19 protein-coding genes and 1 CRISPR repeat array are annotated in these 21,938 nt (G+C 38.4%); of the genes, 6 read left to right on the top strand and 13 right to left on the bottom strand.

Annotation, left to right across the window (positions count from 1 at the left end; genetic code table 11):
- Positions 1 to 50: 50 nt before the first annotated feature.
- Positions 51 to 449, bottom strand: coding sequence for a hypothetical protein (locus ACLRYO_RS05535; RefSeq protein ID WP_038125650.1), 399 nt, complete (start codon positions 447 to 449; stop codon positions 51 to 53).
- A gap of 154 nt (positions 450 to 603) precedes the next feature.
- The gene (locus ACLRYO_RS05540; protein ID WP_024061573.1) at positions 604 to 1,122 is read right to left on the bottom strand and encodes a MarR family winged helix-turn-helix transcriptional regulator; all 519 of its coding nucleotides are present in this window, start codon (positions 1,120 to 1,122) and stop codon (positions 604 to 606) included.
- A 380-nt stretch (positions 1,123 to 1,502) separates the two neighbouring features.
- On the opposite strand from ACLRYO_RS05540, the gene ACLRYO_RS05545 reads away from it, so the two are divergent.
- A complete protein-coding gene (locus tag ACLRYO_RS05545; RefSeq protein WP_413084721.1) occupies positions 1,503 to 2,093 on the top strand; it encodes a nitroreductase in 591 nt (196 codons plus the stop codon).
- A 167-nt stretch (positions 2,094 to 2,260) separates the two neighbouring features.
- Here the strand turns inward: ACLRYO_RS05545 and ACLRYO_RS05550 are convergent, their stop codons facing one another.
- A complete protein-coding gene (locus tag ACLRYO_RS05550) occupies positions 2,261 to 4,198 on the bottom strand; it encodes a heavy metal translocating P-type ATPase (RefSeq protein WP_413084722.1) in 1,938 nt (645 codons plus the stop codon).
- 514 nt (positions 4,199 to 4,712) lie between these two features.
- Here ACLRYO_RS05550 and pgtP point away from each other — a divergent pair.
- Entirely contained in the window at positions 4,713 to 6,035 is a 1,323-nt protein-coding gene (gene pgtP, locus ACLRYO_RS05555) for a phosphoglycerate transporter protein PgtP (protein WP_123138213.1), read from the top strand.
- 139 nt (positions 6,036 to 6,174) lie between these two features.
- Here the strand turns inward: pgtP and ACLRYO_RS05560 are convergent, their stop codons facing one another.
- From ACLRYO_RS05560 to ACLRYO_RS05585, 6 genes are all read right to left on the bottom strand, one after another.
- The gene (locus ACLRYO_RS05560) at positions 6,175 to 6,948 is read right to left on the bottom strand and encodes a hypothetical protein (protein ID WP_413084723.1); all 774 of its coding nucleotides are present in this window, start codon (positions 6,946 to 6,948) and stop codon (positions 6,175 to 6,177) included.
- A 408-nt stretch (positions 6,949 to 7,356) separates the two neighbouring features.
- Entirely contained in the window at positions 7,357 to 7,710 is a 354-nt protein-coding gene (locus tag ACLRYO_RS05565) for a Spx/MgsR family RNA polymerase-binding regulatory protein (RefSeq protein ID WP_005384960.1), read from the bottom strand.
- Between the two features lie 86 nt (positions 7,711 to 7,796).
- Positions 7,797 to 8,117, bottom strand: a complete 321-nt coding sequence (locus ACLRYO_RS05570) for a HigA family addiction module antitoxin (protein ID WP_058948305.1) — start codon at positions 8,115 to 8,117, stop codon at positions 7,797 to 7,799.
- A 402-nt stretch (positions 8,118 to 8,519) separates the two neighbouring features.
- Complete coding sequence (locus ACLRYO_RS05575) at positions 8,520 to 9,236, bottom strand: DUF554 domain-containing protein (RefSeq protein ID WP_227037228.1); 717 nt, start codon at positions 9,234 to 9,236, stop codon at positions 8,520 to 8,522.
- Between the two features lie 452 nt (positions 9,237 to 9,688).
- A complete protein-coding gene (locus ACLRYO_RS05580) occupies positions 9,689 to 10,288 on the bottom strand; it encodes a DNA-3-methyladenine glycosylase I (protein WP_227037227.1) in 600 nt (199 codons plus the stop codon).
- Complete coding sequence (locus ACLRYO_RS05585) at positions 10,288 to 10,731, bottom strand: hypothetical protein (protein WP_174892421.1); 444 nt, start codon at positions 10,729 to 10,731, stop codon at positions 10,288 to 10,290. The genes ACLRYO_RS05580 and ACLRYO_RS05585 overlap by 1 nt, the downstream gene beginning before the upstream one ends.
- Positions 10,732 to 11,180: 449 nt before the next feature.
- Between ACLRYO_RS05585 and ACLRYO_RS05590 the strand changes: the two genes are divergently transcribed.
- On the top strand, positions 11,181 to 12,515 hold the full coding sequence (locus tag ACLRYO_RS05590) for a hypothetical protein (RefSeq protein ID WP_278457854.1): 1,335 nt from the start codon (positions 11,181 to 11,183) through the stop codon (positions 12,513 to 12,515).
- 205 nt (positions 12,516 to 12,720) lie between these two features.
- Here ACLRYO_RS05590 and ACLRYO_RS05595 read toward each other — a convergent pair whose 3' ends face one another.
- On the bottom strand, positions 12,721 to 13,257 hold the full coding sequence (locus tag ACLRYO_RS05595) for a flavin reductase (RefSeq protein WP_278457856.1): 537 nt from the start codon (positions 13,255 to 13,257) through the stop codon (positions 12,721 to 12,723).
- 899 nt (positions 13,258 to 14,156) lie between these two features.
- Positions 14,157 to 15,416, bottom strand: a complete 1,260-nt coding sequence (locus ACLRYO_RS05600) for a hypothetical protein (RefSeq protein WP_278618323.1) — start codon at positions 15,414 to 15,416, stop codon at positions 14,157 to 14,159.
- A gap of 523 nt (positions 15,417 to 15,939) precedes the next feature.
- Between ACLRYO_RS05600 and ACLRYO_RS05605 the strand changes: the two genes are divergently transcribed.
- Positions 15,940 to 17,358, top strand: a complete 1,419-nt coding sequence (locus tag ACLRYO_RS05605; RefSeq protein ID WP_278618324.1) for a sodium:solute symporter family protein — start codon at positions 15,940 to 15,942, stop codon at positions 17,356 to 17,358.
- A gap of 381 nt (positions 17,359 to 17,739) precedes the next feature.
- Here ACLRYO_RS05605 and ACLRYO_RS05610 read toward each other — a convergent pair whose 3' ends face one another.
- Positions 17,740 to 18,471, bottom strand: a complete 732-nt coding sequence (locus tag ACLRYO_RS05610) for a hypothetical protein (RefSeq protein WP_278618325.1) — start codon at positions 18,469 to 18,471, stop codon at positions 17,740 to 17,742.
- Between the two features lie 382 nt (positions 18,472 to 18,853).
- Between ACLRYO_RS05610 and ACLRYO_RS05615 the strand changes: the two genes are divergently transcribed.
- Positions 18,854 to 20,158, top strand: coding sequence for a cytosine permease (locus ACLRYO_RS05615; protein WP_278618326.1), 1,305 nt, complete (start codon positions 18,854 to 18,856; stop codon positions 20,156 to 20,158).
- A gap of 5 nt (positions 20,159 to 20,163) precedes the next feature.
- A complete protein-coding gene (locus ACLRYO_RS05620; protein WP_278618327.1) occupies positions 20,164 to 20,328 on the top strand; it encodes a hypothetical protein in 165 nt (54 codons plus the stop codon).
- A gap of 133 nt (positions 20,329 to 20,461) precedes the next feature.
- Positions 20,462 to 21,346: direct repeats of the CRISPR family, unit length 36 nt; unit sequence GTTTCCGTCCCCTAATGGGGATTATTTAATTTAACT.
- 316 nt (positions 21,347 to 21,662) lie between these two features.
- On the opposite strand, the gene cas2 is transcribed toward ACLRYO_RS05620, so the two are convergent.
- On the bottom strand, positions 21,663 to 21,938 hold the full coding sequence (cas2, locus tag ACLRYO_RS05625) for a CRISPR-associated endonuclease Cas2 (protein WP_060919607.1): 276 nt from the start codon (positions 21,936 to 21,938) through the stop codon (positions 21,663 to 21,665).

Below are 21,938 nucleotides of genomic sequence, written 5' to 3' on the forward strand. Positions count from 1 at the left end.
GAGCTTTCACCAGCAATAGTTATGTAATTATTACGGCACGGGCCATCAGATTATAACGCTGGGAATTCGAAAGTTGTGCCGTATACTTCTTTCCAAGCAGCCATGAACATATTGAACTCATTTGTTCCAGGTTGAATTTGGTAAACTTGACCATCTGGAGCGTAACGATATACAGTATGTAAGCTTGGATTAACAAGATATTTGAACAATGTAGCTTCCCCGTATTGGTTATTATGCATGTTAATTACATTAACACCAAATACGTTGTTACGGCTGCTATCGATACCTTTAAACTCAGATGCTTTATCAAAGAAATACGTTTCTGTACCATTTGCACTATTTGGAACCTCTGGGTAGTTAGCTAACCCATTCCAGTTTGCTGCGTTTGCAACACCACCTACTAATAATGTACCGGCTAATACAAATGCACCTAATAAATTTTTATTCATAATGATCTCCTTTGTGCCACGAGAGCAAATCACGAATCAGTCATACTCTCACATGACTTGAATACAATACGCTATATGTATAGTATATCACATTTTTAATAAAATTTTTAGATTTCCAAAGTTACAGAATATATGCATATGAGGTTGTATCAAATTAGCCCTTCATGTTCTCTGCTGTTTTTGCATTTGCGTTATCGATTGCTTCTAGCAATTTATTAAGCAACATACGCAATTGACGTGTCTCTTCTACGTCAAATATAGGACCTGACGATTCAGCCAAGCGGCGTGGTATATGAACCGCTACATCACGTAATGCTTTGCCCGTATCAGTAAGGGTTACCATAACTACGCGTTCATCTTGACGACTGCGTTTGCGTTTCAAGAATGCTTTGGCTTCTAATTTCTTTAAAAGCGGTGTTAATGTACCGGAATCAAGGCGCAATACTTGTCCCAATTCCTTAACGGATAAATCACCATATTGCCACAATGCCATCATTACGATGTATTGAGTATATGTCAAATTTAAAGGATCTAAGTGATTACGATATGCATTAACAATTTCCTTTGCCACTACATAGAGTGGAAAGCTCAATTGATTTTCCAATCTTAAATATTCTGAATCAGGAACATCTTCTTTATGTTTGTACCCTTCAAGTACACCAATTTCTGCCATATTCTACCTCCATATGCACACAATTATCTGCTAATTAATTGTACACAATTTTACGGTAAACAGTCAACGCAAAAAGCCCACTTTGAACAGATATTTTTAAATTTGTCAATTAATTAATATTTATTTTCTTATTCGTTAAGAATTAGGCGCTTCTATAGAATTTATGGGTAAAAATCATACCATAAAGTTGTTACTTTATTTATAAATTAATTTGATATTAAATTAGAAAGTTATAACTTCTGTTTTCAATGAAATCTTCTTTCGTTGCAGGCCCGTCTCCTAATAAATGACTTAGTAAAAATACGCCCCCTACTAGGTCCTTCCTTGTAGTATAATAAAAGAAATTCTATATCAAAGCTAACTTATAATAGGAGGCCTATATGAACACCTTAGAGTGCATCAAAACTCGTCATAGTACACGTAAATTTAAAGCAGATCAAGTATCTCGAGAACTTATCGATCAAGTCCTCGACGCTGGTCGTCGTGCTCCATCTGGCGGTAATACGCAATTAACACATTTCATGGTCATTACAAACCAAGATGTGCTTCAAGAACTAGTAACACTCATTCAAGAAGAATACGGCAAAATGCCGATTACAGAAAATACTTTACCTTACATGGTGAATATCATTAAGATGTCCGCCGAAGGCAAATTTATATTCCACTATAATGCACCTGTGCTCATCGTATTAGCTAGTAAAGCAAACTATGCTAATAACTTTGCTGATGTATCTTGTGCTATGCAAAACATGATGCTTGCTTGCAATGAACTCGACCTTGGCAGTTGCTGGGTTAACCAAATCCGTCATCTTCAAGATAATAAACGCATCCAAACCAAAATGCGTGAACTAGGTCTTAGCGAAGACGAAAAAGTCTACGCTAGCCTCGCTATCGGCTACCCAGATCTACCAAATGGTCTTAACCGTCGTGAAATCGAAGCAAGAGGCTATCCTGTAACATACATTGATTAATCAAGGCTAAGAATATATAAAACAAAAGCGCTATCTATCCTACAACTCTATTTGAGTTTCGTTAGGAATAGATAGCACTTTTTATTGACTATATTATTTTTTAACGCTTACCGATTTAGTAATCAAATCGATGCACACTCCATACTTATATGTATAATGAACTATCATTAAGCCTCAAACACGCGTTTACGAGCTGCTTTCACAAGAACGGAATGGTCATCATCTACTACGTGGTTAGATTTATAAGCCCAACGCAACAATAGTGCAGAGTTTGCCACTACGAGAAGGCTACCGCCGTTGTGAACAAGGGCGCCCCACACGGGGGATAAGGTACCAACCATTGCCAAGATGATAGCCACAAAGTTCAAGATTAAGGAGAAGGAAAGGTTTACCTTAATTGTGGTCATCATGCGTTTAGATAAGGCCACGAGATGAGGAATTTCTGTAATATTGTCGTTTACGAGAACGATATCTGCTGCCTCTACCGCGATATCGCTACCAACACCGCCCATAGCGATGCCAACGTCGGATTTTTTAAGAGCTGGTGCATCGTTTACACCATCGCCAACCATGGCTACAATATTGCCGTCTTGTTGTAATTGAGCCACTGTATCCATTTTGTCTTCTGGCAAACAGTCTGCAATCACATTGGATACGTTCAATCGTTTACCAATCGTTTTTGCTGTTGCCACATGGTCACCTGTTAAAAGTACAGGCATTACATCAAGATCGTTTAAAGACTCTACTACGGCGCGACTTTCACGGCGAACACGGTCAGCCAAAGCCACATAGCCAGCCAATACGCCATCAACGGCAACATATACAATGGATGCACCTCGGTTCAAATGCTCATGAACAGCCGCTTTCACAGAGTCAGCAATAGAAATATTAGACAAGGTCATCATCGCTTCGTTACCAGCCAAAACGGCTTTATCTTGTACAGTCGCCTCTAAGCCTTTACCAGGAACCATGCGGAAGGAATCTACGGAATTAAAGCTTTCACCATAATGAGACATAAATCCATTCACGATAGCCTTGCCCAATGGATGCTCAGATTTAGTTTCTACAGAAGCCACCAAGCGATACAACTCATCAGTAGGCATGGAACCCACAGTTTCAACGACAGTGACCTCAGGCGTACCATAGGTCAATGTACCCGTTTTATCGAAGGTCATCGTATCAACCTTCGCCAAGCGTTCCATAATATTGCCACGACGCACGAGGAAACCGTGTTGGCTCGCATTAGAAATAGCTGCCATAATCGCTGCCGGCGTTGCCAATACGAGAGCACAAGGACAGAACACAACGAGGATGGTCACGGCACGAATGATTTCACCGGTTACCACATAGGTGCCAACCGCTGCCAATAACGCAATCACTACAATCCACGTAGCCCAGCGGTCTGCAAGGCTAACGATTTTCGCATTGCCTGGATCTGTAGATTTAACGAGCTTAATCATACGTTGAATAGAACTATCTTCGCCCTCTTTTGTCGCAGTCATATCGAAAGCGCCGAATTGGTTCACCGTACCAGAGAATACTTCGTCACCCGTCGTTTTATCTACCGGCATGGATTCGCCAGTCATAACGGATTGATCAATCGCTGTATCACCAGACAAAATCGTACCATCCACAGGGATAACCTCACCTGGCAACACGCGGATTACGTCGCCTACCATTACAATATCTGCAGGCAATACCTCTTCCTTGCCGTTACGAACAATGCGCGCTGTTGTAGGCGTCAATTTAACGAGACGTTCGATGCCCGCTTGCGCTTTTGATACAGTAAACTCTTCAAGCATGGCCCCCAGTTGCATGATGAAAGCAATTTCTGCGGCCGCAAATACTTCGCCAATAGCAACAGCTGCAATAAGCGCCAAGGACACAAGCAAATCTGCTTTTACGTCGAACTCTTCATACATGGCAACCGCTGCGCCCCACACGATAGGCAACCCACACAATATAATCGTGAACCAAGCCCAGTCGAATGGCAAGCCTAAACGAACGCCTAATAAACTAAATACTACGCCGATACCACCGGCTACTAATGTAATCTTTTCACGATTCAAATCGAACCATTCTGCTATTTTGCTCCACCGTTCCATAATTACCTCCTGTGAAAGCTTATATATAATGATATGTACACATTGATTACGGTCTACATACATGCGTCCATGTATATAACACCTTAAGGGCAAACATGTTATTTATCGTTCTGTTTACCATTTTTATTGTTTTTATACCCATAGGGGTATACCTTATGATTATGTTATACCCATATGGGTATATTTGTGTCAACAACAAAATATGTACAAATATTCATATATAATCAAAAGCACAGGTAAATACTGGATCTATTGAGATTATATTATTCTTGCATAGCCTCATTACACAAATGCATGAACAGTTATTCATATATGTATTTGCAAATCTAATAATTTTTACATAGAAGATATTTTGATAATTCTCAATCCATTCAATACTATTTCACCCTAATCAATACTATCCATAATGCAATTTTCTAATAACTATTTATTATAATAAAAAATTAAGTATAGTCGACTACATACCCTACATGGTATTATTACAAATGACATGTTGTAGAAAGGATGTGTAACGATGTCAATTTTCTCTCCTGCTCCTCATATTGAACGTTTACCAGAGGCGCAAATCGATTCCACCTACAAACGTCTTCGTCGCGAAGTCTTTGCAGGTACATTTATTGGTTATGCTACATTCTATTTGATCCGCCAAAACTTTAGCTTGGCTGTTCCGTACATGATTGCTGAGTACGGCTACACCAAAGCGGATCTTGGTATAGTTATGACCATCTTATCCGTAGCTTACGGCGTAAGTAAATTTGTTATGGGTAATGCGTCTGACCGCTCTAACCCAAAATACTTCTCCACAGTAGGTCTATTGCTGAGTGCTTTAGTTATGTTATTATTCGGCACCTTACCAGGTGTTATGAGCAGTATTCCTATCATGTGCGTTCTTGCCTTATTAAACGGTTGGTTCCAAGGTATGGGCTACCCTCCATATGCAAAAAACATGGTAACTTGGTTCTCCCGTTCCGAACGCGGTGCTTGGTGGTCCTGGTGGAACGTTTCCCACAACCTAGGTGGCGGCATCATCGCTCCTCTTGCTACGCTTGGCATCTACCTATTCGGTACATGGCATAGTATCTTCTTCTTCCCTGCCCTTATCTCTATCGTGTTAGCGATTATTACCTTTGTATTGTTGAAAGATACGCCTCAATCCTGTGGCTTACCTCCTATCGAAGAATACAAACATGAAGTCGTTCATACACATACAGCAAATGAAGAAAAAAGTACTTTCAAAGAAATCTTCTACAAATATATTTTGCATAATAAATACTTATGGTATCTTGCGATTGCAAATATCTTTGTATACTTCATCCGTTACGGCGTAGTTAGCTGGGCTCCGACCTATTTAACCGCTGTGAAAGGCTTCACAAAAGAAGGTTCCCGTTGGGCTTACTTCTTATACGAATGGGCTGGTATTCCAGGCATGCTCGTAAGTGGCTACTTGAGTGACCGCGTATTCCGCGGCCGCCGTGCTCCAGCTACGATTTGCTTCATGTTATTCGTTATCTTGGCGATCCTCGTATACTGGTTTAACCCTGCCGGCAATGTCCTCATCGATAACTTAGCACTCATTGCTATCGGCTTCCTCATCTACGGTCCTGTTATGATGATTGGCCTTCAAGCTGCAGACATGGTACCACGCGTAGCAACAGGTGGTGCTACTGGTCTTACAGGCCTTCTTGGTTACCTCATCGGTTCTGCTGGTGCTGGTGCTTTCATGGGTCTCATGGTTGACCTCTACGGTTGGGATGGTGGTTTCATTGCCCTCGTTGGTGCATGTATCCTATCCATCGTATTCCTACTCCTCACACTTGGAGACAAAGGACAACAATAGAATACGTACTGTATAATACGTACCATATAATACGTTACGTACTATATAATACGTAATGTAAAATACATACTGTGCAACTCACTGTTGTATATACAAAACTCCCCTAGTAATCTTAGGATTACTAGGGGAGTTTAATTTTTTATGCGACGCACAAGGAGCCGTTTAATACTTTCAAATTATACACGAGACCGAGTCGCGCCAAGCCGTGCAATGCAGCAGCTGTTACAGGATTAATAGATCCTAACACGCCAGCACCGATGATGGCAACGTGGAACAAAATGGACACGATAAGTAGGCCCAAATGGCATTGTTTCGCCTCTTTTGAAAGTCCCGCTGTCGGAGAGTTTTCATCTACAAGGGACCCCATCATGAGTGCTACAAGAACGAGTTCCAAAGAGCATGGACAAAGGATAACTAGCAATGTAATGGTATGCATAAAGTTCTGTGTCAATGCATAGGAACCCATGGAAAGTAACATAACGGCCACAACGATGACGGATGAATAATTGTTGATGCCCTGACGCAAGGCTACAAGCTGTGTAGGCATGGTCGGCAACATGTCATCATCCAATGTATAGTGTGCGTCGCCCGTAATAAGCTGCTCTAAGAAAAAGCCACCATGTACGATGAGACCTACATAAGCCGCCGTATGATAATCTCCAATCGCAATGAGCGCGACCATGGCTATCACGATGAGAAAATTAGCGTGAATCTCTAAATGATCCAAAATACTTTGCACGCTGTTGATGAGCAATGGCAAGCCACAAATGATGACCGTTACCCACGCCAAATCAATAGCTGGGTTCATAGGCTCCGTAAGCGCATCTAATATGATAAATAACAAGCCGAGTGCCAAAATAGCCCCCTGCGTACGCAGAGACACCTGCGCTGATAAAGACTGTAAAAACTTCATATAGACCTCTCTATAAATGAGATACCAACCTTACTTAATCCGGAAATACCTTTTACTTCTATAAATAATACTATTAACACCCAAAATACCCATAGGGGTATTGCTATGGTGTAATTATTATACAAAACATAAAAGAAATATACAAATCAAATTTTTTAATAAATGAAAACCCCTATCTTTAAAAATGGCTTAGCCGGTAAAAGGTCCTAGTTGTGAGCTCTAATTTCTTTATTAAAACGTAGAAAGAACAAGTCCCTAAAAACGACTTAGCTCGCTATGGAGCTCATTTTAATAGGCACTAGTTGAAGATCCTAATTTCATATAAAAGGAAAAGCCCCTATCTCTAAAAATGACTTAGCTCGCTATGGAGGCTTTTAGAGATAGGGGCTTTGACCCAAGGTTATGAAATTAGAGCTTCAACGCCTCAATCCATTCTGCTTCTTTAAATCCAACGAGTACTTTGTCTTCAAGAACCAAGATAGGACGTTTTACAAGCATGCCATTAGATGCTAATAAAGCTAGTTTTTCTTCTTCACTAAGGTTCGGCAATTTATCCTTTAATTGTTGTTCACGGTAAATCATACCAGAAGTATTAAAGAATGCTTTCAAATCCTTGCCAGATTGTGGATACCAAGCAGCAATTTCCTCTGCTGTAGGATTTTCGGACTTGATGTCACGATCTGTGTACTTAATGTTATGATCATCTAAGAATTTCTTTGCTTTTTTGCATGTTGTGCATTTAGGATATTCAACGAATAACATAGGTTCTCCTTATATCAATATTCACTGTTGTAACAACTTACTAATTTAAGATAATTGTACCAAATACATCGAAAACTATCAATCTCTTATTGACAATCTACGGGTTCTAATGAAGCACAATGTGCAATAGAGGATAATACTTCATCCATCCCCTCACTAAGTTTTGCTGTACGCAAATCAACATCCATCTGTAAACGCAAGAAATACCCTTCCGAAACATCAAAGTATTTCGCTAAACGCAACGATGTATCTGCTGAAATAGATCGTGTACCATTCAATATTTCTTGAATCCGTGAAACAGGCACATGTATATCCTTAGCCAATCGATATGCAGATAGTCCTAATGGATCCATAAACTCTTCTTTTAATATTTCACTAATGGTAGGTGTAGGAATAAACTTTTCCATATTAATTTCCTCTCTATTAATGATAATCTACAAATCCGATAATCATAGAATCTCTCCTTTGATTATACCTGTTTAACAGGTATAATTCAATAACATATACTTGAATAATAACTATACATAAAATTAAAATTATTCTACAAACAATTTTGGTAAAAAGATTCTATAAAACATTATCTAAATCCTACACTCGCGATGACTCTATTGGCCACCTATTTCGGAATATAATCAATTTACCCTATCGTCATAATTGAATTAAAACTATCATTAATTCCCACTTCAACTAAATTAATTTTAAAAAGTAAAAAGACCTACATCCTCGACCGTATCATGTATAAAATACATATTAAAGGTTGAGAGAATATAGGTCTCTTATAAAAATCTATGTATTATTTATAATACTAGTTATAGCAAAAATGTAAGTCCCATTGCCACGAAGATGGCTGGCAGAAGGTTTGCAATACGTACTTTACCAGGCCAGATGAGGTCGATACCAACGCAGAAAATTAGAATAGATCCGACATAGGATAAATTATCGATAGCACTAGGTGTCATCAACGGCGCCGCAATATGTGCCATAGCCGTAATGAGCCATTGCGTAATACCTACTGGAATAAAGGAGAACAGCGCCCCTTTCCCCATAGAGGATACCATAACCATAACGATGATGCCGTCGAGGATGCCTTTTAAAAGTAATGTCTGATAATTTCCAGTAAGGCCATCTTGAATGGAACCAAGTACACCCATAGCACCTACGGTAAACGTCAAAGATGCCGTGATAAAGGCGTGCGTAAACTTTGGATCACCCGCATTGCCAGTGCGAGCTTTCACCCAGTCACCAAATACAGTAATCCAATGATTAAGGTCGATAATTTCGCCAATAACGGCACCTACAACCATGCTAATAATCATCAATAGAGGGCCCGTTGTTTGTAGAGATCTATTGACAATGACGAGCATATACTGCATGGCCCCGCTCATACCGAGGAGAAGCACGATAATACCGCTCACAATCATGAGCGTTTGCTTTAAATTTTCTTTCATAAAGCGACCAAACGCGAGGCCACATAGGCTGCCAGCTATAATGAGGCCAACATTAATGGCCGTTCCCAAACCAATCATATATTTCCCTTCTTTAATTGTGAAAGTAACACTATCAATTTACTTCAGTATAACAACTATATCGAAACAAATCAATTTATATGGTATAAAATATATAGTTGAAAATGGATTAATTAAAGTTTTTTTTAGGCCCATACATATAGCCTGATTAATGCTACTATAGGTCTCCATAATACAGCATTGCTCCTCTTATAGCATTATATACAGCAAAAAGCCTCTATCCAATAAAGATAGAGGCTCTGTATAGTTTATAGCGTTGAGAGAGAACTAATGATAGACCCGCTTAGGAGAGAGAGAGTATATGTGTTTATATATAAAGCGGGCCGACATGAGATGAGTCGCTATCGCCTCATCGACTTTAGTGTACACCCAATTCCACATAACAACAAATTCAATTATGTAAACACAAGTATGCACAAAAACTATTGTTAACTAATTTATACTTATCTCCCTTATGCTTCATCGTCTACAGGTAACCGTACGATATCTGCTGTTTTATTAATCTCCTTAAAGCAAGGGCAGTCTTTACCGTGATCATTGATGAGGCCACTAGCTTGTAGATGCGAATAAATCGTAACAGGACCTACAAACTTAAAGCCCCGCTGCTTTAAGTCTTTACTAATCCGCGTAGATAAACCATTCTTTGTAGGAAAATGACCTTCTGGATGATTTTCATAAATAATCGTTTTATGATTGGTAAATCCCCAAATATAGTTACAAAACGAACCAAATTCAGATTGAATACGTTTAAAAGCAGCAGCATTATTGATAATAGCTTCAATTTTAGGACGATGCTTAAGCATCCCCTTCGTCTGCATGATGCGTTTAATATCGCTTTCACCATAAGCAGCCACCGCATCAATATCAAAATGATCAAAGCATTCTCGAATGATGTTTCGTTTATTCAAAATCGTAAGCCAACTGAGACCACATTGGAGACTTTCAAGACAAAGATGTTCAAATTGATGTTGGTCATCATGAATTGGTCGGCCCCACTCGTAATCGTGGTAATCCTGATATAAAGGCGTCGTCGGCCATTCACAAGTCGTCATCACACACCTCCATGCGCCCAGACGAGGACGTCATACATGAGCGCTACTACGAGGCCCATTACGAGATGCCCCCCCACATAAAATGGCACTAAATAATAAATGAATAAAAGCAAGGAATGCAAAGCTTTACGAAGCCATACAATCGGTGTAGATGTGTCGCCACCTACTTTACTATCAAGCCAATTATGGACGGTGTAAATAGGCGTTCCTAAACGGCGAATCCAGTCTGGAACACGTACCCCAGGATTCAAACCAGGGCAATAGAAGATCACCAAGGGCAACGCCACCACATCAATGACGAGCAATAGGGTTAGCATAAAAGCAAACCAATCTAATTCGCCTTCCCACGTGAAGGGTTGTGCCATGAAACGGGCCCCCCACAAATAGGCCTTGTATACGATATACGGTTCTAATAGCCATAATAAGGGCTTCACTACACTCATGGGACTACCTACACCAAACAAAAAATAATAAAAACTACGCATTTGCGTAGTCATTTCATATATACAACATTCCGATTATATCGACTGAATACTAAGGATATAGTGATTTTCTAGGCCAGAAAATCACTTCATACACACCATTTTTTTGTCCTTACATACATCGATTTTCATACTAATATTATATCAGATTTTGCAGTTTTTGTGGGATTATATTTTATAAAAATTTTATCAATTTACACTATTTATAGTGCTGATCAACAAAAGAAGTCACTATATAAGCCATTCATTACACTTAGCTTTTGTATACTTATTTTTCATCGATTTTATGATATATTTTGATGAATACTTGAATCAATATAGCCATTTAGTTATATAATTATACTTAATAACATAACCTACAGATTACTACAATACCAATAAATACGAAAATGTAAGCGGGAGATACCACCATGACTAAACTACCACTATTAGCGTGTGCTTTCATCATGAGCACTATATTATCACCAATAGGCGCCATCGATGTTAATATTCCTGGTGCAGATTCGAAGATTCCAAAGGATGCCTACGTAAACTACCAAGCCACAAACCCTGATATTGAAAAGGATGTAGCAAACTATGTGAAAACATTAAAGTTAACGGACAAGGCTAACGGTATTAGTAAAAACGAAATTGAGTATATTAAAGCAGCCTCTATATATCGCGGTCAACATTACCATAATACAATAATATCCATTCACGATAATTACAACCAAATTCGGCTTTCATTCCCTGTAGCGGGTATAAAAAGTGATTATCATATAGGGCGTTACAAAAATCCGAGTCGAACCATTGAGGACTATCGAGTGTTAACCGATAACGGAAGTCTCAATTTAGAAATTGACTACGCAGATTTTAAAGATTACGACTGGCGCAACACCAAAATAGCTTATGAAAAGCTAACAGACAAAGACGTCCGTAATTTCTTGCAAGCCAATGCGAAACGAAAGTCCTCAAAACAGATTTCTGATATAAAGGGTACTGTATTTTCATATCCTACTGTTACCTACAGCACTTGGGATAGCATGAAGATGCCACACCTTAAAAACGGTAAAAAAACAACGCTCACCATCGACACGATTAATTTTAAATTTAAGGGCTATAACATGCGTTATCCTTTATATCACGCAGGGTTTGTCTATTATGATAATAACCCCGTTCTGAACAAGGTTCCTACAGATAAATTATTGGCTAATTATGTGCTTCCCTCTGTACAAAACCTAAATGAATTAAATCAATATTCACGCATAGAAAGCTTAAACGGTGTACAATACCGCGTACCAAAAGATGCCATATACGAAGGTGAAAGTAAGGGCACCGACCACCAAGATATTAGATACTACAAAAAAGGAGACATAACATTCTTTATTTCTACTGACAATGTTCCTAAAAACCCATATGCGCATGAACTTGTTATAAATGGTCATTACAATTTTAAAACTGATTTAAATACGTTCTGGGATATTTACCGTTACCATCCATCAGCATCAGACTATATCAATTACTCAGTTGTATGGAACAATAACATCCCTGGTCTATCCATACACAGCTATGAACCTAATAAGAACGATCACATTCTAAACTTTAACTCCTATGATGGCATATATAGTTTTACTTATACTATCTTTTATCCAAGTTTTTTAAGTGCTGAGGAAGTTCAAAAATTACGGAATATGATTGAGTTCTTTGATTCTACCAATAATCCTAATTTTAAAATGCAAGAACACGTTCTATTTCCAGAAGCATAGACGATCTATATCAACACCATTATAAAATAGCTTTCATAAGCATTATATTATACAAATATATAAATTAACTAACAAAAGTCGAGCAACTAAACGATAGAAGCTCGACTTTTTTAGTACTAGAAAACTAAAATATACTTAGTTAAGATACAGCATTCACGGTATCCCAAAGAATTGTATGTATGTCTTCATTTGTTATGTGGACAGACTAGTCCTCTATGGCATCAACTACTTCACCAATGTACATATAATGTGGTTCCCAACGATCATGCCCAGCTTGTGTATATACAGCAGGATTAGATGCGTAATAGTCTTTTACCTTTTCTGCCAAATGGGCTTCATCGAATTGGTGTTCATATAGCTTTTTACATACAAATGTTAACTCTGCTTCTTTGAAAGTCACCCCATCACCTACCGCAACTGGTATTAGGCCAGAATTTGCCACCTTATTTTCGTCGCGACCAGAATGAGAACCTAAATAACCAAGAGCCTTGCGATAGCTTTCAGGGAAGAAACTAACTGTAAAGGTATCATATTTAGCCATAAACTCTTGAGTGTAACGCGCTGGATGAATGTACACTGTCACCGTGGATATATCGCCACCATTAGGGCCCCATATGTTGCCCATACTGCCCCAGCTAACTGTACACGTATTAAAATCATCAAGCGTTCCAGCCGTAACAAGAGCCCAACGATTCTCAAACATAGCAAAAGCTTTATAATCCTTTGTTTCAAATGCTTTCATAAGGACCTCCAGTTTATCTCAATTTGACGATATAAATCTTTACCCCTATAATATAGGTAGATAGTCAGACGAGTAGTTGCGTCAGGCTCATCTCTAGTAACATATAAACATGTAGAAATGGCCTTTTCGTTTTATCTAATTTCCGGAGAAACGAAGGGCTATTTTGCTATTTCTAGACAAATAAGCGCCACAAGTGCTCCAAAGGATATCATGACTGATAAAATCCCAAGGATAACCATAATGATTTTATACCCACTCATAAGCACCCCTCCCTTCAAAAACGAAGAGAGGCCCAACCTCGTCTAACTATCCTAAGTCTATTATAGAGCAAACTAATATACGATACAATAAAGACCATATTATATAAATATATGAATAAACCAATAAAAGCCGAGCTAATTCTAATGATTAAAAGCTCGGCTTTTAGTTTATTTAACTTTTGAAAGAATACTAAAGGTTTACCAATGGAATACTTAAAATAATGGAGGCTGTAATTAAGATATACACTACAAGACATAACTTTAGCAAAAGCAGTAAACTGCCAAATAGGACCTTATAGATAGGTGCTTCTTCTTTCTTAGATCGTATCCATTCTTTAGTCTTATAATATATTTTCGGCTTGTTAAAAGCTGGCGACAATCGCTTACACCATAAAACGAGCCACAGAATACAGCATATATTCCCAAAGAGAAAGAATAGAAATAGGCAGAAATACTCCAATGAATATAATTTCAATACATAGATATTATAGAGTAGATGAGTAAACGCCCCTACAAAGTTGACCCATAGATAAATGAGATAAGATTTAAGCAAAAGCACTAATATAATTTTAATGTATTTGAGTTTACTCATTGCCTCTCTCTATCTAATATTATACAAGCTAAAAAAAGCAAAGTTTTTTATTGAGTCAACAGTTTAACCCATTCCATATACCAAGGGATAAATACTGGGCTATTTTCGAGTCTCTCTTTATATGACCCTTTCTCTCGCCATTGTGGCTCTTTTCGTAATCTTGCCGCATCATCAAATCCCACATATTCAATCATATCTCTTAGCTGTTTATGTGTATAAGACGTTTTACTTTCATCATAATTAATACGATAACTGTAATAGTATATAGAATCTTTCACAACATGACGAAGATAGGATTCACGATTGGGCTTATAGGCATCAACTAAAGAACCAGGAATACCGTTATTCCACACTACGGCGTACTGTGTAGGCGTCTCCAAATCATTATATTTATGTAAATAATATATTATTGGAACCTTAATCAGCGTGTTATCTGTCTCTTTACTCCTGATTGCGCTACGTATTACCCGTATTTTAACCCCTGTATCCTCATAGGTTCTCACCTCATGTCTCTCATTTTCTACGGCTTCACTGACTAACTTAGCCGTCTTAGGAATGCGATAGTGAAAGTTCCCCCAATGCTCAATCTGGCTATAACTATCTAATCCAGCTAAGGATTCTATGGATGGAATAATATAATTACTCATCACCACTTCAGGTGCTTGATCTTGATATGGATCTTCTGTATTAACCCAACCACCATAGGTAATGCCATAGGCATTTTTTGTATCATTCAGTGTGAATTCCGTATACATCACACGAGCATTGTTCGACATAAATTTCCAAGATGTATTCCGTAAACCTGGATACATATATTTTCCTTTACTTTCAGAATATGTATCAAGTGCTTTGCCATGCGGTGGTCCTACCACTAAAAACGCACTCAAGCTTCTAACAGCAAAAAAAGAACCTTCTTTTCCAGATGGAATCTCTACAACATCACCGCGAAAGCTGACATTTGGTACAGATAGCCTGATATTCTTATCCCCTTCATGAATCAATACAACCGTTGATTGAGAATAATCTGCAAGCTCCAAAGCCTTAGAAAAATCAGGATGTTCCAGATTTAGCTTATCAGGCGTAGATGGCGGATTTTTAGGATTCGATTTTGCAAATTGACTATATAACTCTGCTTCTTGCTCCGCAACTTTATTAATATGCCGATAATTCTCATACGCATTAGCAGGAATACTCGCATCGGCCCCAGGCACAGGTGGCTGTTCTTTCGGCACTTCGATCTGTACAGCGCTTACATTCATGGTGAAAGCAGCTATCGCCGTCATCAGTAGTAAACTTTTACGTAACATAAAAACCTCTCTTCTTCGCGTCTCTCATATTTATAAAACAAATAAGCACAACCTTATTAGCATAAGTATACTATGCAAATAAGATCGTGCCTATTATTTATAACTTTATATTTCACTATGCATGAGGTTTGTTTCTATTTAATATATGAGGTTCATCTCAATTTGACGATATAACATAACCTTACTATAATATAAATAGATAGTCAGACGAATAGTGCCGTCAGGCTCATCTCTAAATCAGTAAAACATTAGGAAATGGCCTTTCAGTTATCTAGTTACACTAGGCAACGGAGGGCTATTTGCTTCTTGTAAGGCAAATAAGGGCTATTAAAGCTCCAAAAATCCCGTTAATAACGGGATTTTTTTATTCCCAATGTATATATTTTCTCCAACAAGCAATAAAACTCCTCTTTGTAATTTCCCCAGTTTTTATGGATAATTAAACTATACTTGATATATGCACCACAAGTAGTAAGGGTGATTTAGTATGTAACTCTAAAGTTTAAAGTTTTGGAGGTGTCATATGGAGGCTTTAACTATTATTTGGGTTATTGTTTGCGCCTATTTATTACTGAATTTATTAGTCGGCGTATATTGTCATATTCGTGTAAAAGATAGTACTGACTATTTACTCGCAGGTCGTCGTATTGGGGTTCTTATGACGGCAGGCACATTAGCAGCTACGGAAATTGGTGGTGGGAGCACCGTAGGTGTAGCAGCAAAAGCATATGGTTCTTGGGGTTTATCTGCAGGTTGGTACGTAGTATCTGCAGGGATTGGTGTTATCCTCGTTGCGTTGATTGCACCGCTCTTACGGCGTGCCATGGCAACAACAGTACCAGAGATCATCGGCCGTCGTTTCGGCGCGTCTAGCCATCTCATTACTTCTATTCTGTCCATGCTGGCAACGATTACACTTGCAGGCGTACAGATTACAGCAACTGCAACCATTATTAGCGTTCTCACAGGGCTTTCAACAGAGATTGCCATCCTCATCTGCGGCACGGTACTCGTACTTTATACCATGTCCGGCGGTATGTGGAGCGTTACGATGACGGACGTTATCCATTTCTTCGTCCTCGTTGGGGGCTTCTCCCTCGCTGTACCATTCGTACTACACAATGTGGGCGGCTGGGAATCGGTAGTGGCGAAATTGCCTCCTGAACAATTAGGATTTACGAAGGTTGGTTGGAAAACCATCATTGGCCTCATCATTATGTACTTCATGACCTTCTCCACCGGCCAAGAATCCGTTCAACGGTACTTTGCTGCGAAGGATGAAAGAACGGCCGTTCTCGGCTCTATCATCTGTGGTATTATCATGGCTCTATTCGCCTTTGTTCCTGCGATTTTAGGCCTCGTAGCATTGGCTGAATTTCCGAATATCGAAGCGAACAATACGGTGGCAACGGTAGCGCTTAACCTCATGCCTCCAATTATGGCAGGCTTTGTTATGGCTGCGGTCGTGTCGGCTACGCTTTCATCAGGTGCAGGCGACCTCTTAGGCGCCGCAACTGTATTTACCAAGGATATTGTGGAACATCATTTTGGTAAAAGCCTCACCGATGCTCAGCTCACTAGATATAGCCGTCTATGCGTGCTATTCCTTGGCATCATCGCTATCGTTATCTCCCTTGTAAGCAAAGCCATCATTCCAATGCTCGTATTTGCTTTCACAATGAGATCCGCTGGCCCATTCGCTGCATTCCTACTTGGTCTCACTTGGAAAAATGCAACAGCTGGCGCTGGCATTTGGTCCATCGTGCTCGGCTCCATCGCAGGCGTATACTGGGAATTCGTTGGCAATCCATATGGCATCATGTCCATCATCTTTGGTTCCATCGTCAGCCTCATCGTCTTTGTGGCTGTGGTGTTCATTGAACGATCCATGGGTAAACCACCGGCTCCACCGGCTATACCTGATGATGTAAAAGAAATATAATCAGTTTGTTATAATCTGTGACTTAATAATAGACCTAAAAGTACTATAAAATTACAATTATAAAACCAAAAACTCCTATCGGTGAAAGCCAATAGGAGTTTTTCTTATTTTACAACGACATCATCAAACTGTATGCCATACACGTGTTCATCATAATTTGACGATATATAATAACCTTATTATAATATAAGAAGATAGTCAGACGAGTCGTACCGTCAGGCTCATCTCTAGTTACATAAAAACATGAAGAAATGGCCTTTCAGTTATCTAGTTACACTAGGCAACGGAGGGCTATTTGCTTTTTGTAAGACTTTTTTAGTTATCCTATACAACGGGGCTGTGGTTTTACCACAGCCCCGTTGCTAATTGTAGCTTATATTATTATGTATTATAAACAGTCAATGAAACCTCGTTACCATCAAAGAATATATATTCACCATGACCAATGGAGAATGGTCCTTGGTATTTATCTTTTGAAAGCTCCGATGGCATTCTATTAAATTGATAGAAGTTGTAATAATCTAGCATTGATGAATCAATACTCAATCCAGATTTTGCAAAATGAGCATTTTTACCAGTAAGAGTAATAACTGTAACCATATAATGCTCAGTCACTACTTTAAGTCCTAAATTTGAATATTTTAATGTTTCACGACTATGTATCTTTTCACTGGAGCTTGGCGTACCTAGTAAATCAATAACTGCTTGTCGATTCATCCCCAAATAAACTCCATTAACAGATTCATAATGCTCTTTTTGTAACTTATTGGTTAGTTGATCTTTTTTATTCATGATTAAGGTTTTATGATCACCATTACCTAACCATTGTAAATGAATAGCTTTTCTACCTTGAGCCTCTTGAATAATAAAAACGCCTGCACCAGGATAGCCACCAACAAAATCAGCACCATCAACAATACGACAGCCATTAATATACCCATTGGAAATACTCAATACCTTATTACCACTAGCATCATACCAATCGCCTGCAACCTTTTGAGATGTACGGATAACACTATCTAATGGCACTTGAGCTGCTTCAATAATTAATGCGGAAACTAAGCACACAATACTAAAACACATACAAACAAATAACTTCAATTTTTCTTTCATTTTTAATCTCCCTAATACACCTTACACACTAAATAATAAATATAGTTACTTAATATATTACAATTATAAGTTTCACTTATTTTTATTTCAACGGTATGTCTATTACATTCTCCTTTAAAACTTAATGTATCCAACCAATATCAATAGCAAAGAAACGATCATTCTCAACATTGCTCAATATGCATAGTATACATATTGAATATTCATTTCCCGTATGTTTTAATGAAGACAAATACCATTCGTTTATGACAAATTAAATATGTATCCTTTATTAGAGAAATCCACTATATTTACACTACATAATAGGTCTTTACTACCATGCTTATATAAATCTCAAAACGCATCATGGTAGCTTTTTTATTACGTAAAGGAGTATAGATGTATGAGTAAGGAGAAATTAGAGTTTGTTGAACCAGTTGATACAAACACAGATAATGAGTACTCTAGAGAGCCTGTCCCGTTAGGGGCAAGGAAGTCCTGCTTTTCTCTCACCATCGTTTGGACTGGGTTCGTTTTTCTTGTTACTAGTATGATGGCTGGAGGCGGATTAGCGGCGGGGCTGACTTTCAACGAATTACTATTGGCCATGATTCTAGGCAACATTTTCTTATGTATCATCGCAGGGCTAGTGAGTGTAATCGCCTATAAAACAGGTCTTACCTTTGCCCTTTTGACGCGATACAGCTTCGGTCAGGAAGGATCTAGAATTGCCTCTCTCTTCGTACCTATCGTCAATCTAGGTTGGTACACGATTCAAGCGGCTTTATATGGACATTTTATTGCTCAAGTATTCAACCTTTCCTACACAGGCGAAATTATTGCTATGATGCTCAGCGCCGTTATCATGGGTATCTTTGCAGTTCTCGGTATTAAATCACTTGCCGTATTCGGCTATATTGCGATTCCATCTATCGTATTCCTTTCACTAGGTACAGCGGCTCGCTCCGTTCAAACAATCGGTGGCTGGCAAGAATTATTTAACTATGTGCCATTACAACCTATCGATTTACTGTCAGGCATTACCATCGTTATCGGTACATGGATTTTGTCTACTGCTACATGTATCGCCGATATTATGCGCTATGGTAAAAGCAAGAAAGACGTTATTACAGCTAGCACAATTGGTCTATTAGGCGGTAACACTTTAATGATCAGCTGCGGTGCTATCGCAGGCGTTGCTATGAATGATGGTGACTTAATCAACGTACTATTAAGTTTTGGGCTAGTTTTCCCAAGCTTACTATTATTGACTACAAATATCTTCACCACAAATGGTGCGAACCTCTATTCCACATCATTGAACCTAGCAAACTCTTTCAAACTGAACAGAAATATTATGCTAGCCGTGCTCATTGCTATCTCTGCATTAGCAACAATGACACAGCCATATAAAATCGACTCCCTCTTTGTATTCTTAAGTACACTAGGCATCATCGTTCCGCCACTATGCGGTATTATCTTAGCGGACTTTTACCTGGTTCATCGCGGAAAATATATCAATTACAACAAAGCGACTTTCAAAAAATGGAATCTAGTTCCATGGATCACATGGGCTATCGCATTGGTCTGTGTTAAATTCATACCATTCGGACTGGCTTCGCTGAACGGGATTGTAATCGGTGCCCTACTGTACGCAGTCATTACGTATATTGTTAAACCTAATGTTGTTAGTGAAAGCAAAGGGTGATTATCATGGCAATTTATAAACTATCTGCTATACTAGGCACAATCATTATGGGCATCGGATCCTTTATTACCTGTCTAGCCACAAGTGAAAGCGCCATTACCCTTGGTAACGGCATGCTCGTAGTGAGCATTATAATGATGGGATTTGGATATTCGAAATGGCAACCGTAAAAAATTAATGTTTATATAAAATAAGAAAAAGCACTATCTAGAAATAATAAGATAGTGCTTTTCTGACCCCATTGGGGATTATTTAATTTAATGCTCAAACGGTTACTGTAAATAACTTAGTTGACGAAGCTCAGTTTCCGTCCCCTAATGGGGATTATTTTATTTAACCCTTTATATGAAAGTGCGTCTTATGATTTTGATTTTGATGAGGGGTTTCCGTCCCCTAATGGGGATTATTTAATTTAACTAAACGTACTCAGTTATCATTAACACCGCAACAGCGGTAGAAAGGTTTCCGTCCCCTAATGGGGATTATTTAATTTAACTCTTCTTCTTTTAGCCGATGAAACTTTATCCACAAAAGAGTTTCCGTCCCCTAATGGGGATTATTTAATTTAACTAAAGTTATTGAAAGCGTTGAAGATTATTCTAGTAATGAGGTTTCCGTCCCCTAATGGGGATTATTTAATTTAACTGGAAAGACTTAATTGAAATCATTGGTGTTAGAACACATGTTTCCGTCCCCTAATGGGGATTATTTAATTTAACTAGATGTCTCATAGAATATCTATATAAAACTATACTCCTATAAGTTTCCGTCCCCTAATGGGGATTATTTAATTTAACTCTTTTTACCCCGCAAGTTGATTGTAGTAAATTGTATTGTGTAGTTTCCGTCCCCTAATGGGGATTATTTAATTTAACTATCTTTATTTTGTTAGTTGTATTAGGGCAAGTTTGTCTTAAATGTTTCCGTCCCCTAATGGGGATTATTTAATTTAACTATGAAGGGGAATTAATAAACAAGACTCCACACGAAATTACTAGTTTCCGTCCCCTAATGGGGATTATTTAATTTAACATCAGCGGTCAAAAGATGAACATTGGATATACTTATGTTGCGTTTCCGTCCCCTAATGGGGATTATTTAATTTAACTACTATATTATCTTGATTGTGTAAGGGGGGGTAGATAATATATGGTTTCCGTCCCCTAATGGGGATTATTTAATTTAACCCTGTCTTTGAAACAACAGATATTTACTGGTTCCAAAATGCAAAAAACGGCGGAGATTGCAAATTGATCCTAAAAGGTACTTTAGCAAACTAAAACAATGCCTTTTAACCGCACCACTATCATAACGGCGCAGATTTAATTTCTCAGAAGTTAAATGCTAGACCCATTATATCATATAAGAAAATAGATAATACAATAATAGAATCATCAATACAAAACATCAAGCCTTGAAATATTTTTACCAATATTAATGATTCTATTATTGTTAATTACACTTCTACATCGTAACAGTATTAATCGAGAGTAACTGTTTATATTTAAAGAATGATGCAGTCTTGTTCCTTACGTTCTCCAATACCCCAAGTATAGATATTTATAATGTCATCAAGGACATAGACTCGTAAGGAGTCCTCTATAGGGTTAATCATCTTACTAGCTCGCCGCATCATAGCATCATATTGCTTCCTATTAAGCAAAGCTTCAAACGCAGACTTTTGGACACGAACGCCATAACGTTCCAAGCATTTAACAAGACGGTTACGCGTTTTGTTATCTACCACATCATAGATAACTAGGACGATAAACTTTTTCAT

Source organism: Veillonella parvula, from assembly GCF_047241225.1.
In the GTDB taxonomy this organism is placed as follows: domain Bacteria; phylum Bacillota; class Negativicutes; order Veillonellales; family Veillonellaceae; genus Veillonella; species Veillonella parvula_O.